We start from the raw sequence: 13409 nt of genomic DNA on the forward strand, positions 1-13409 counted from the left end.
GGGTCGACCTGCGAGGAGCCGATCGAGCGGACGGCGTTGGTCGAGCAGTTCTGCTCGTGGTCGGCGTGCAGGATGAACAGTACGTCGAGCGCCCGGACCAGCCGCTCGTCGGCGACGAAGCGGTCCTCGCTCATCCGGAACAGCATCGAGAGGAAGTTCGCGGTGTAGCCGAGCTCGTTGTCGGGGTAGACGAACGGCTTGCCCTGCGCGTGCCGGAAGGCCCATGCGCCGAGGGTCGGCATCTTCGCGATCATCCGCACGATCTGGAGCTGGCGGATCTCGTCGTCGTCGATGTGGCGCGCGTCTGGGTAGAACGTCGACAGCGCACCGACGGAGGCCATCAGCATGCCCATCGGGTGGGCGTCGTACCGGAAGCCCTCCATGAACGTCTTGACGTTCTCGTGGACGAACGTGTGGTAGGTGATGTCGTGGACCCAGCTCTCGTACTGGGCCTTGGCCGGCAGCTCACCGTGCACCAACAGGTAGGCGACCTCGAGGAAGGTCGACTTCTCGGCCAGCTGCTCGATCGGGTAGCCGCGGTACTCCAGGACCCCCTCGTCGCCGTCGATGAACGTGACACTGCTCTTGCACGACGCGGTGTTGACGAAGCCGGGGTCGTACACGGCGAGGGCGCTGCCTTCGCCGTCCTTGATCTTGCCGAGGTCCGCGCCCTTCACCGCACCGTTCTCGATCGGTACGTCGTACTCCTGGCCGGTGCGGTTGTCGCGGACGGTGAGGGAGTCATTCACGTTGCCAACCTACTTCGGGCTCCTGCGGGGGGCGAATCGGGTCTTCACCCCGGCAATGTCAGGATCGACACCATGACCTTGTCCACCCGCCCACCGCGAATTGGTCGCTGACCTGGGCAACCGGTAGATTGGGCGGTCGCGACTCCTGCCGTGCCCCGACTACGTCGGTCGAGGTGCAGACCCGGACGAAGATGAGCCGGGCAGTGTTCGTCAGAGGTCGTGGCAGCACCCCGACGGACCACCGTCCGCCGGACCAACGAACGAGTGAGGCAGACGCACGTGCGTACCTACAGCCCGAAGCCCGGCGACGTCCAGCGCGAGTGGCATGTCATCGACGCCACCGACATCGTCCTCGGCAAGCTCGCCGTCCAGGCAGCAAATCTCCTGCGTGGCAAGCACAAGCCGACCTTCGCCCCGCACATGGACATGGGTGACTTCGTCATCGTCGTCAACGCGGAGAAGGTCGCCCTGACCGGCGACAAGCTGAACAGCAAGCTCCTCTACCGCCACTCCGGCTACCCGGGCGGCCTCACGGCCACCCCCGTGGGCAAGCAGCTGGAGAAGGACGCCCGCAAGGTCATCGAGGGCGCGGTGTGGGGGATGTTGCCCAAGAACAAGCTCGGCCGCCAGACGCTGAAGAAGCTCAAGGTCTACTCCGGCCCTACCCACCCCCACCAGGCCCAGCAGGCCAAGCCGTTCGAGATCACGCAGGTCTCCCAGTGACCCCGCCGACGACCCCGACTGCAGAGCAGACAAGCGAAGGAACTTCCGTGGCTGACGACACCACCACCATCGAGGGCACCGCCGACGGCACAACCGACGGCACGACCGACGGCACCGCCGAGGTCGAGGCGTTCACGACCGACGAGCAGGGCGTGACCTACACCTCGGAGAGCGCCCCGGCGGCCGACCCGGCGCGCCCCGCCACCATCGCTCCGGCCGCCGCGACCGGCCGCCGCAAGGAAGCCGTGGCTCGCGTACGGATCGTGCCGGGCACCGGCGTGTGGACCATCAACGGTCGCCCGCTGGACTCCTACTTCCCGAACAAGCTGCACCAGCAGGTCGTCAAGGAGCCCTTCGCGGCGCTCCAGCTCGACGGCCGGTTCGACGTCATCGCCCGCATCCACGGCGGCGGGATCACCGGCCAGGCCGGTGCCCTCCGGCTGGGCGTAGCCCGCGCGCTGAACGCAATCGATGTCGAGGCCAACCGCCCGACCCTGAAGAAGGCCGGACTGCTGACCCGCGACGCCCGCGTGATCGAGCGCAAGAAGGCCGGTCTCAAGAAGGCCCGCAAGGCTCCGCAGTTCAGCAAACGCTGACGTTCGCCCTGCGAGGCCCTGCGATGATCGCGCCATGACGCAGCGGATCTTCGGCACCGACGGAGCCCGCGGGCTGGCCAACGGTGAGATCACCGCCGAGCTGGCGGTCGACCTCGGGGTCGCCGCTGCTCGTGTGCTGGTCGACCACGGCGCCTTCTCCGGACAGCGTCCGGTGGCCGTGGTCGGTCGCGACACGCGGATCTCGGGGCAGTTCCTGGAGCACGCGGTCGTGGCCGGCCTGGCCTCCGCCGGCGTCGACGTCATCCGCCTGCGCGTCCTGCCGACGCCGGGCGTCGCCTACCTGACCGACGCCCTCGGCGCCGACGTGGGCGTGGTGATCAGTGCGTCGCACAACCCGATGCCGGACAACGGCATCAAGTTCCTCGCCCGTGGCGGTGTGAAGCTCGACGACGCCCTGGAGCGGGAGATCGAGGCGCACGTCGGCGAGCCGTGGGACCGCCCTGTCGGCGGCGACGTCGGCCGCGTCACGCCGTACGCCCGCTCGGTCGAGGAGTACGCCGACCACCTCGTCGCCACCCTCGACCGACCGCTGTCCGCGATCCGGGTCGTGCTCGACTGCGCGAACGGCGCGGCCTCCGTGGTAGGCCCGCACACGCTCCGCGCCGCCGGTGCCGACGTGATCGCCCTCAACGACGATCCCGACGGCCTCAACATCAACGAGCGCTGCGGCTCGACGCACCTCGAGGGCCTGTCCAAGGCCGTGCTCGAGCGCGGTGCGGACGTCGGGTTCGCCCTCGACGGCGACGCCGACCGGTGCCTCGCGGTGGACCACACCGGCGCGACGGTGGACGGCGACCAGCTGATGGCGATGATGGCGCTCGACCTCCACGAGACCGGAAGGCTCGCGCACGACGCCGTCGTCGCCACCGTGATGAGCAATCTCGGCTTCCTGCAGGCGATGCGGCAGGCCGGCATCACCGTGCACCAGACGGCCGTCGGCGACCGGTACGTGCTCGAGACGATGCGCGCAGGCGGCTTCAACCTCGGCGGCGAGCAGTCCGGCCACATCATCATGCGCGAGCACGCCACCACCGGCGACGGCATCCTGACCGCCCTCCAGGTCCTGCAACGGATGTCGCGGACGGCGTCCTCGCTGAGAGACCTCGCCTCGGTCGTCACCCGGCTCCCGCAGATTCTGGTCAACGTGCCCGGGGTCGACAAGGACGGGACCGATGACCCCGAGCTGGTCGCGGCTGTCGCCGTCGAACAGGACAAGCTCGGCGACACCGGCCGGGTCCTGCTCCGCCCGTCGGGCACCGAGCCGCTGGTGCGGGTCATGGTCGAGGCCGCGTCGTCCGAGGAGGCTGCGGCCGTCGCGCAGCGCCTCGCGGACGTCGTACGACGTCGACTCGCGCTCTGACGCGTCACCGCGCGACCCGAAAATGCATGTCGTCTGCGCTCCGTGTCTCATAGCGTGCGGGGATGCTCGAGATCCGCGGCATCGACACCGGTGACGAAGCACAGTTGCACCGGTGGTACGACGCGTGGCGCGCCAGCCAGTCCCATCGGCGGGCAGACCTGATCCCTTCGTGGGAAGCCGCCGGGCGGGCTCTCTCGAACGATCCGCCGGGGTTCGAGCTCCAGCTCTTCGGTGCCTTCGACGGATCCACCGCTCTCGGGGTGAGCCTGCTCAACCTGCCGCTGGACGACAACCCGACGGTGGCCTACGCCGACGTGATGGCCCATCCCGACCACCGCCGGCGAGGTGTCGGCAGTGCGGTGCTCGAGGAGCTGGAGCGTCGGGCCGGGGCCGCGGGCCGGGAACGGGTGCTCACCGAGGTGTTCCAGACCCCCCGCGGGGACGGCGGCGGCTCGGCGTTCGCGGAGTCCAGGGGCTACGTGGTGGCCAACCGCGAGGGGGTGAAGGCCGTTGACCTCGCCGCAGCGGAGCCCGGGTGGCGTGCTCTCGAGGACCAGGTGGCGGCAGCGCTCGGCGACTATCGGGTCGTCACCTGGCGCGACCGGTGCCCGGACGAGTACGTCGACTCGTTCGGCACCGCGCTGAGCCGCGCGATGAGTCTGATCCCGCAGGGCGACCTCGACCTGGAGGACCGGGACTGGACCGTCGAGCGGGTGCGGGCCGCGGAGGAACGCCGCGTCCAGATCGGGCTCGCGACATTCGAGTCGGTGGCGGTCGCGCCCGACGGATCCGTCGTCGGCCTGACCGGGGTCCGGGTCAGCGCGCACGACCCGCGCACCGCTCACATCAGCGTCACCATGGTGCTGCCCGAGCACCGCGGCCACCGGCTCGGGCTCGCCACCAAGCTGGACAGCCATCGCGCTCTGCGCGCGGCGTTCCCCGAATGCCGGCTGGTGATGACCAGCAACGCCGAGGTCAACGACCACATGAACGCGATCAACGGGGCGATGGGCTACCAGGTCGTCGAGACCCTGGTCGAGTACCACAAGCGCCTCTGAGTCACAGCCGCTGGGCCTGGTAGCCGGCGCTCATCTCCTTCAGGCGCGCGTGGGCGCCGGCGTAGGCGTCGAGGCGGGGCAGGTACTGCTTCCGGATCTTGGCCACGACGGTGTAGTTGGGGTCGCAGACGTTGGCGATGGGCGACTCGCAGGCCTGGGTGACCAACTGGTAGGCGTCGAGCGGGTCGAGGCCGCACTCCTCGCCGATCCACGTGACCAGGTCGTGCTGGGCGATGCGGAAGGCATCCTCGAGCGGTCGTGCCGAGCCGGCGCTCATCAGGTGATCGTCCGACTCCAGCCGCGGCCACGGGGTCGACACACGCTTGATCACGTCGACGATGACGGTGGTGTCCATCGCCGCCTCGACCGCCACGCCACAGGTCTCACCCTCGCCCTGCCGGCAGTGGCCGTCACCCAGCGCGAACAGCGCGCCCTCGACGTTCACCCCGAGGAAGCAGGTGACGCCGGCCCGCATCTCGGGGGTGTCCATGTTGCCGCCGTGGGCGTCAGGCACCAGCGACGAGCGGGCCTCCAGGTTGGCGGGGGCGACGCCGACGGTGCCGTGCATGGGGTCCAGCGGCAGCTCCACCTCGTCGTCGGTACGTCGTGCGCGGAACGTCACCGTGCGGCCGACGGTGTCCACGTCGTACAGCCAGACCAGCTCGTCCAGCGGCTCCTGGAGACCGGCTGTGACGTGGGTCGTCGTGAGGGCCCCGAACAGCGGGATCGTGCTCGACGCCGCCCAGTCGCGCGACGGCTCGATCGACACGAAGTGGACCGCGAGGGTGTCGCCGGGTTCGGCCCCCTCGACATGGAACGGCCCGGTCAGCGGGTTCACGAACGGGAACTCGATCACCCGCGACACCAGGTCGTCGGTGGTGCGGACCTTGCCGGCGAACGCGTCCTCCGTCCACAGCTCGAGCACCGTGCCCGGTTTGACCCGGCGCACCGGCGCGACGCCGCCGAACGTCCAGGCCAGCTCGTCGGCGGCGGGTGAGTACCTCAGGACGTCCATCGGGCGATCAGGCCTCGTCGAAGACGCGCTTGGTCTCGAGGATCCGGCCCGGGTCTCGTCGGTTGAGCACGATCAGGTAGACCACCCCGATCACCATCCAGATCGCGGCGGCCGGCCCGGCGTACCACAGCGGCCTCGGCAGGCTGGTGATGAAGCTGAACGCCGGGATGCCGGCGCCGGCGAAGAACGCCGGGATGAAGGCCAGCGCGCCGAGGATCGGCAGGATCGCGTGCCGCACGATGTTGAACTCGTCGCGCCGGAAGCGCAGGAAGTACGTCAGGCAGGCGATGTTCAGCAGGATGTACATCGGTGCGAAGATGTCGACCAGGATCGTGGCGGTCAGCGCGAACCCGGTGACCGGGTCGTAGTAGAACCCGAGGAACAGCGCCACCGCCAGCGAGACCACCAGCTGCGCGAGCAGGGGCACCAAGGGAGAGCCGAACGGGTTGAGCCGGCCGAGCCCCTCGGGGAGAAGTCGGATCCGGCCCATCGCGAACATCGTCCGGGTAGAGGAGTTGTTGGCGGCGTTCTGGTTGGCGATGATCGAGTTGACCAGTGCCAGGAACACCAGCAGGAAGCCCAGGCCACCCCACGCGTCGCGGGCGAGCACGTTCTGCCACGGGTTGCTGTCGTCTGCGGTGAAGTTGATCATGTTGGCCGGACCGAACGAGACGGCGCTGGCGTAGGTGTTGAGGATGTAGAACACGCCGATGCCCAGGCACGCCAGGATGATCGCGAGCGGGATCGTGCGCCGCGGTTCGCGTGCCTCCTCGGCGATCGGGGCCGCCTGCTCGAACCCGATGAAGGCCAGGATCGTGAAGACCGACCCGGCGATCACCCCGGACCAGCCGGTGTAGTCGGGGTTGTTGGCGTAGTGGGTGCCGAACACCTGCAGGGTGTTGTCGCCACCTGCCTGGACGATCAGGGTCAAGGAGATCCCGACGAAGACCAGGATCTCGAAGGCGCCGAGCAGTACGCCGACCCTGGTGGACGCCGTGATGCCGCGGTAGCCGAGCGCGAATATCAGCAGGCAGACCACAACCGTCCAGATCCACCAGGTGTCGTTCGACCAGCCCCACTCCTGGTTCAGGGTGCCGGCGACGACGAAGCCCATCTGCAGGGCCAGGAAGGGCCCACCGACGATGACGCCGAGCAGGAACCCCCAGGCGACCAGGAAGCCGACCTGCGGGTGGATGCCGTGGCTGACGAAGGTGTAGAAGGAGCCCGCCGACGGCAGGTGCTTCGACAGCTGACCGATCGAGTTGGCGGCGAACAGGCAGGCGACCAGGGCCAGGATCACCGCCAGGGGAGCGGCGCCGCCGGCGTAGGAGATCCCGAGTGGGATCGAGAGCGCCGTCGCGATGGCCGGCGCCATGAACGTGATCGACTGGAAGAGGACGCCGCTGAAGCTCACCGCGCCACGCTTCAGCGCGGATCCTCCGGTGTCTGCAGGGTGTACGTCGGCCGCCATCGCCACGCTCCTCAGGCTCGGGGATGCTCGGGGAAACCCACTCAATCTAGGACCGCGGCGGACCCGCCGACAACGCGTGAGGCACCACCGATTCGCCGAGCGTGCGAGCCGGGCCGCCCGGACCGGGTCGAACGAGCGTGGCCCCGGGCGGGCCTCCAGCCAGCCACCGCACCTCCTCAGAGCTTGCGAAGTCGCACGTACTGCACGGAGTGGTCCCGGGCCTTGCGCAGCACCAGGGTGGCGCGGGACCGGGTCGGCTTGATGTTCTGCTCGAGGTTGGGACCGTTGATGGAGTCCCAGATGTCGGAGGCGGTCGAGGTCGCCTCGTCGGCCGAGAGTGCGGCGTAGCGACGGAAGTACGACGCCGGGTCGGCGAAGGCGGTCCGGCGCAGCCGCAGGAACCGGTCGACGTACCACTGCCGGATGTCGGTGGTGGCCGCGTCGACGTAGATGCCGAAGTCGAAGAAGTCGCTCAGCGCCAGACCGGCGCGGCCGTCTTCGGTGACCCGCGCGGGCTGGAGGACGTTGAGACCCTCGAGGATCACGATGTCGGGGTGGCGCACGACGACCTTCTCGTCGGCCACCACGTCGTAGACGAGGTGGGAGTACGTCGGGGCCTCGACCTCGTCCTTGCCGGACTTGATGTCGACCACGAACCGCAGCAGGGCCCGGCGGTCGTAGGACTCGGGGAACCCCTTGCGCTGCAGCAGACCCCGCCGCTCGAGCTCCGCGTTGGGGTGCAGGAAGCCGTCGGTCGTCACCAGGGCGACGTGAGGATGCTCGTCCCAGTGCCCCAGCATCTGCTGGAGCACGCGGGCGGTGGTCGACTTGCCGACCGCGACCGAGCCGGCGAGCCCGATCACGAACGGCGTGCGCGGCGGCTGCGGCTGGTGGAGGAACTCCTCCTGCTGGCGGTGGAGTCGCCGCGCGGCCTCCACCCGCAGGCTCAGGAGGCGCGAGAGCGGGAGGTAGACCTGCCGCACCTCGTCGAGGTCCAGCTCGTCGCCGAGGCCGCGGAGCCTCGAGACCTCCGCGGCCGACAGTGGCTGGTCGACCTGCTCCCCGAGCGCGGCCCAGGCGTCGCGGTCGAGCTCGACGTACGGCGAGGACTCACCGTTCGCTCCCCGGGGGGCTCCGTTGGGCATGGCGCGCATTCTGGCAGTCGGCCCGGCGGCGTCCCGTCGCGGGCGGTCGCCGGTGGCCTTCGCGATACCCAAATACATCGATTGACCATGGACCACGGCAGTGCAAAAGTGCGAGACGGCCCCCATCCGGCCCTACCGGGCCGCGAGACGGGCCATCTCCAGCACGCTCCATCACAAGCGAGGAGTCCTGTCAGTGAAGAAAACTCCACTCTCGGTGCGGCTCGGTGTGGCCTGTCTGGCCGCCGCCGCGATCGGCGCCAGCGGCGTCGGCGCCGCCTCACCTGCCGGCGCGGCGGGCGTCAAGCCTCACCGCATCACGGTGGATCCGCTGATCCACAAGGTGAACATCAACCCGAACAAGGCCACGTTCACGTGCCAGTCGAACCCGATCGACTTCTCCAACGGAAGCCCGCGCTGCTACCAGCCGAGCCAGATCCAGAAGGCCTACAACGTCACCCCGCTGCTCAGGGACGGAAAGGACGGCCGGGGGCGAACGATCGTGATCGTCGACGCCTACGACCAGCCGTACATCCGCACCGACCTGAACATCTTCAACCGGACCTTCGACCTGAAGAAGGCCAACTTCCGCAAGGTCGCCCCGCAGGGCGTGCCGGCGTTCGACATCACCGACCCGAACCAGGTCGGCTGGGCCGAGGAGACCACGCTCGACGTGCTCTGGGCCCACGCGATCGCGCCCGGCGCCAAGATCGTGCTGGTCCAGGCCAAGAGCAACGAGGACGCCGACATCCTGGCGGCCACGCAGTTCGCCATCAACCACCACCTCGGTGACGTCCTCTCGCAGAGCTTCGGCGAGGCCGAGCAGTGCGTCGACCCGGCGATCGCCAGGGCGCAGCACCAGATGTTCGTCAAGGCCAAGAACCAGCACTGGACCGTCTTCGCCTCGTCGGGCGACTCCGGTGCGGCCCAGCCGGCGTGCGTGGGCGCCGGCGCCGTGCTGGCGGCGAGCTCGCCCGCCTCCGACCCGTTCGTGACGGGTGTCGGCGGGACGACGCTCAACGCCGACGCTGTGACCGGCGCCTACCAGGGCGAGACCGCGTGGACCGAGGTCTTCGGCTGCAACCCGCCGGCGGTCGCCACGAGCGACGTGAACTGCAGCGGTGGCGGGTTCAGCACCCTGTTCACGAAGCCGGGCTTCCAGGACGGACTGGTCCCGGGATCGGCTCGCGGAGTGCCGGACGTCGCCTACAACGCGGGCGTCAACGGCGGTGTGCTCACGCACTGCGCCGTCTGCAACCTGACCGTCGGACTCGCGCCGAACGACCCGGCGTTCTTCCTCTTCGGAGGCACGAGCGCCGGCACGCCGCAGTGGTCGGCCATCGCCGCGATCGCCGACCAGGTGGCACACCACCGGATCGGTGACATCAACCCGGCGCTGTATCGCCTCGCCCGGAAGCCGTCGTCGTACGCCGCGACCTTCCACGACGTGACGACGGGCAACAACGACGTCGCCGAGCTGGGCGGATTCGGCTACTCGGCCGGACCCGGCTGGGACGCGGTGACAGGCCTCGGCACACCGAACGCAGCGCACCTCGTGCGGCGGTTGGCCGACTGACCGTAGAACCCGAGCGACGGGGCCGGTCACCCTTCGGTGGCCGGCCCCGCCGTTAGACTCCGGCCCATGTGCGGCATCGTGGGATACGTCGGCGAGAAGAGCGCCCAGGACGTCGTCATCGAGGGGCTGCGGCGGCTGGAGTACCGCGGCTACGACTCGGCCGGGGTCGCGCTCGTCGCCGACCACGGCATCGCCTGGGCGAAGAAGGCCGGGAAGCTGGCCAACCTCGAGAAGCAGCTGGTGGAGACCCCGCTTCCCGGGTCCACGACGGGGATCGGACACACCCGGTGGGCCACCCACGGTGCGCCCAACGACACCAACGCCCACCCGCACTCCGGCAACCACGGCCGGGTCGCGCTCGTGCACAACGGCATCATCGAGAACTTCGCCGAGCTCCGGGCCGAGGTCGTCGCGGCCGGCGACGAGCTGCGGTCGGAGACCGACACCGAGATCGCCGCGCACCTGGTCGAGACCGCCCTGGCCGACGGAGTCACGCTCACCGAGGCGATGCGGCAGGTCTGTTCGCGGCTCGAGGGTGCCTTCACGCTGGTGGCGGTGGACGCCCAGGACTCCTCGCGCGTCGTGGCCGCACGACGTAACTCCCCGCTGGTCGTCGGGATCGGCGAGGGCGAGAACTTCATCGGCTCCGACGTCGCCGCGTTCATCGAGCACACGCGGGAGGCCCTGGAGCTCGGCCAGGACCAGATCGTCACGATCACCCGCGAGGGCGTCGAGGTGATCGGCTTCGACGGCACGCCCGCTGAAGGCCTGCGGTACCACGTCGACTGGGACCTCTCTGCCGCCGAGAAGGACGGCTTCGACTGGTTCATGCGCAAGGAGATCTTCGAGCAGCCGCGGGCGATCGCCGATGCCCTGCTCGGCCGGCACGACGCGTCCGGGCGGTTGCAGCTGGACGAGATCCGGATCTCCGAGCACGAGCTCCGCGACGTCGACAAGATCATCATCATCGCGTGCGGTACGGCTTTCTACGCGGGGCTGGTGGCGAAGTACGCGATCGAGCACTGGACCCGCATCCCGTGCGAGGTCGAGCTCGCCCACGAGTTCCGCTATCGCGACCCGATCCTCACCCGGTCGACGCTGGTGGTCGCGATCAGCCAGTCCGGCGAGACGGCCGACACGTTGATGGCGATCCGGCACGCGCGGGAGCAGCGGTCGAAGGTGCTGGCGATCTGCAACACCAACGGCTCGACGATCCCGCGGGAGTCCGACGCGGTGATCTACACCCACGCCGGCCCGGAGATCGGGGTCGCGTCGACCAAGGGCTTCATCACCCAGATGGTGGCGGCGTACCTGCTCGGGCTCTACCTCGCGCAGGTCCGCGGCACGTCGTACGCCGACGAGATCGCGGCGGTCGTCGGGGAGCTGCGCGACATGCCCGACCACGTGCAGCGGATCCTCGACGGTGCCGACGACCTGTACGCACTGGCCGACGAGCTGAAGGGCGCGCGGTCGGTGCTGTTCCTCGGTCGGCACGTCGGGTTCCCGATCGCGCTCGAGGGGGCGCTCAAGCTCAAGGAGCTGGCCTACCTGCACGCCGAGGGTTTCGCCGCCGGCGAGCTCAAGCACGGGCCGATCGCGCTGATCGAGCCGGGCCTGCCGGTGTTCTGCGTCGTGCCTCCGAAGGGGCGCGACCAGCTCCACGACAAGATGGTCAGCGCGATCCAGGAGATCCGGGCCCGCGGTGCGCGGACGATCGTGCTGGTCGAGGACGACGACACGGGGATCGAGGAGTTCGCGGACGCGGTGATCCGCCTGCCGCGGGTCTCGACGTTGCTCCAGCCGATCCCGGCCGTCGTACCCCTTCAGCTGTTCGCGTGCGAGCTTGCGTCGCGGCTCGGCCACGACGTCGACCAGCCGCGCAACCTGGCCAAGTCCGTCACGGTCGAGTAGGTCCCCGTGGCGGTCGTGGGCGTCGGCATCGACGTGGTCGACATCTCGCGCTTCGAGGACGCGCTGCGTCGTACGCCCGGGATGGTCGATCGCTTGTTCACGGCCACCGAGGCGACGCGCCCCGTGGCCTCGCTGGCCGCACGGTTCGCGGCGAAGGAGGCGCTGGCCAAGGCGCTCGGGGCGCCCGGCAACCTGGACTGGCACGACGCCGAGGTGGTGTCGGAGTCCTCGGGCCGACCGCTGTTCTCGCTGACCGGCACCGTCGCTGCCCGCGCCGCCGAGCTGGACGCCGCCACCGTCCACCTGTCCCTCTCACACGACGCCGGCATCGCCTCGGCGGTGGTGGTGCTGGAGTCATGAGGTCGGCCCACACCGTCGAGCAGGTTCGGGCGGCGGAGAAGGCGCTGATGGCGCAGGTGCCCGAGGGCGCGCTGATGCAGCGGGCCGCGGCCGGGCTGGCGTCGTCGGTCATCGACCTGCTCGGGGGTGCGTACGCGCGCCGGATCCTGCTCCTGGTCGGTCCGGGCGACAACGGTGGGGACGCGTTGTACGCCGGCGCGATGCTGGCTCGTCGGGGTGCCCGGGTCGAGGCGGTCGCCGTCGCGGACGCGCTCCACGAGGGCGGACTCGCGGCACTGCGAGCCGGCGGTGGGCGCCTGGTCGACCTCGACGAGCGCGCCACGGCCGACGTCGTCCTGGACGGCATCGTCGGCATCGGCGGACGTCCGGGGCTGCGGGAGCGGGCGGCGGAGGCGGTACGCGCCGTCGCCGGCACGCCGATGGTCGCCGTCGACACACCGAGCGGGGCCGAGGTCGACACCGGACGGGTCGAGGGGGAGCACGTGACGGCCGACCTGACGGTCACGTTCGGCACCCACAAGGTCTGTCACCTGGTCGAGCCGGCTGCCTCCGCGTGCGGCGTCGTGCAGCTGGTGGACATCGGCCTCGACCTCCCGGAGGCCGCGGTCACCGCGCTGCAGAGCGACGACGTCGCGGCGCTGCTGCCGCGGCCGCATCCCGACGCGCAGAAGTACAGCCGCGGGGTCGTGGGCGTCCGCGCCGGGTCCGCGCGCTACCCGGGCGCGGGGGTGCTCTCGACGTCCGGGGCGGCCTGCGGGTTGGTCGGGATGGTCCGGTACGCCGGGGGCGCGCCCGGCGCGGTGCTCGCTGCCCATCCCGAGGTGGTCGTGGGAGAGGGCAGGGTGCAGGCGTGGGTCGTCGGCTCCGGCGGTGACGAGGGCGCGGCCGAGGCGCTCGCGGCGGCGCAGCGCGACGACGTACCCCTGGTGATCGACGCCGACGCCCTCCAGCACCTCGACCGCCCCGTCGACGGGCAGGCGCTGCTGACGCCGCACGCCGGCGAGCTCGCGGCGATGCTCGGCGTCGAGCGGTCGGAGGTCGAGGCGGATCAGCTGGGCTTCGCCCGCCGCGCGGCGGCGGAGTACGCCGCGACCGTCCTGCTCAAGGGTCACCACACGCTGGCTGCCGCCCCCGATGGACGGGTGCGCGTCACCACGACCGGAACGCCGTGGCTCGCCGTCGCCGGAGCGGGCGACGTGCTCGGCGGACTCTGTGGCGCCCTGCTGGCCGCCGGCCTCGCGCCGTACGACGCGGGCTCGGTCGGTTCCTGGCTCCACGGTGCGGCCGCGACGTACGCCGCCCACGGCGGGCCGACCAACGCCCCGGCCGTGGCCCGCGCCCTCCCCGCCGTCATCACCGCCCTCCTCCGATAGTACGTATCAAACGGCGGGCTCATCCGCGGGCACTTCTTGGCGGCGGATTGATAC

12 protein-coding genes are annotated in these 13409 nt (G+C 70.3%); 8 read left to right on the forward strand and 4 right to left on the reverse strand.

Annotation, left to right across the window (positions count from 1 at the left end; translation table 11 throughout):
* The coding region (locus VGJ24_RS12440; RefSeq protein WP_331500934.1) for a citrate/2-methylcitrate synthase at positions 1-749 on the reverse strand (749 nt) is incomplete at its 3' end.
* A gap of 279 nt (positions 750-1028) precedes the next feature.
* Between VGJ24_RS12440 and rplM the strand changes: the two genes are divergently transcribed.
* From rplM to VGJ24_RS12460, 4 genes are all read left to right on the forward strand, one after another.
* Positions 1029-1472 (forward strand): 50S ribosomal protein L13, encoded by a 444-nt coding sequence (rplM, locus tag VGJ24_RS12445; protein ID WP_331500936.1) that lies wholly within the window; start codon positions 1029-1031, stop codon positions 1470-1472.
* Positions 1473-1540: 68 nt separating this feature from the next.
* Positions 1541-2068, forward strand: a complete 528-nt coding sequence (gene rpsI, locus VGJ24_RS12450; protein ID WP_331500973.1) for a 30S ribosomal protein S9 — start codon at positions 1541-1543, stop codon at positions 2066-2068.
* A 34-nt stretch (positions 2069-2102) separates the two neighbouring features.
* A complete protein-coding gene (gene glmM, locus VGJ24_RS12455; protein ID WP_331500937.1) occupies positions 2103-3449 on the forward strand; it encodes a phosphoglucosamine mutase in 1347 nt (448 codons plus the stop codon).
* Positions 3450-3511: 62 nt separating this feature from the next.
* Entirely contained in the window at positions 3512-4507 is a 996-nt protein-coding gene (locus VGJ24_RS12460; RefSeq protein ID WP_331500938.1) for a GNAT family N-acetyltransferase, read from the forward strand.
* 1 nt (position 4508) lies between these two features.
* Here VGJ24_RS12460 and VGJ24_RS12465 read toward each other — a convergent pair whose 3' ends face one another.
* The 3 genes from VGJ24_RS12465 to coaA all read right to left on the reverse strand — a co-directional run bounded on the left by VGJ24_RS12465 (position 4509) and on the right by coaA (position 8138).
* Positions 4509-5522: an acetamidase/formamidase family protein gene (locus tag VGJ24_RS12465; RefSeq protein ID WP_331500939.1), complete on the reverse strand. Its 1014-nt coding sequence runs from the start codon at positions 5520-5522 to the stop codon at positions 4509-4511.
* A 7-nt stretch (positions 5523-5529) separates the two neighbouring features.
* On the reverse strand, positions 5530-6993 hold the full coding sequence (locus VGJ24_RS12470; protein WP_331500941.1) for an APC family permease: 1464 nt from the start codon (positions 6991-6993) through the stop codon (positions 5530-5532).
* Positions 6994-7169: 176 nt separating this feature from the next.
* A complete protein-coding gene (gene coaA / locus VGJ24_RS12475) occupies positions 7170-8138 on the reverse strand; it encodes a type I pantothenate kinase (protein ID WP_331500942.1) in 969 nt (322 codons plus the stop codon).
* A gap of 193 nt (positions 8139-8331) precedes the next feature.
* Between coaA and VGJ24_RS12480 the strand changes: the two genes are divergently transcribed.
* The 4 genes from VGJ24_RS12480 to VGJ24_RS12495 all read left to right on the forward strand — a co-directional run bounded on the left by VGJ24_RS12480 (position 8332) and on the right by VGJ24_RS12495 (position 13355).
* Positions 8332-9711 carry a S53 family peptidase gene (locus VGJ24_RS12480; RefSeq protein WP_331500943.1) on the forward strand — a complete coding sequence of 460 codons (1380 nt, stop codon included), beginning with the start codon at positions 8332-8334 and terminating at the stop codon, positions 9709-9711.
* A gap of 66 nt (positions 9712-9777) precedes the next feature.
* A complete protein-coding gene (gene glmS / locus VGJ24_RS12485) occupies positions 9778-11622 on the forward strand; it encodes a glutamine--fructose-6-phosphate transaminase (isomerizing) (protein WP_331500944.1) in 1845 nt (614 codons plus the stop codon).
* Between the two features lie 6 nt (positions 11623-11628).
* Complete coding sequence (locus VGJ24_RS12490; protein ID WP_331500945.1) at positions 11629-11982, forward strand: holo-ACP synthase; 354 nt, start codon at positions 11629-11631, stop codon at positions 11980-11982.
* Positions 11979-13355, forward strand: a complete 1377-nt coding sequence (locus tag VGJ24_RS12495; RefSeq protein WP_331500946.1) for an NAD(P)H-hydrate epimerase — start codon at positions 11979-11981, stop codon at positions 13353-13355. Before VGJ24_RS12490 ends, VGJ24_RS12495 begins: the two co-directional genes overlap by 4 nt.
* Positions 13356-13409 lie beyond the last annotated feature (54 nt).

This window comes from Nocardioides sp. (assembly GCF_036493135.1).
Taxonomy (GTDB): Bacteria; Actinomycetota; Actinomycetes; order Propionibacteriales; family Nocardioidaceae; genus Nocardioides.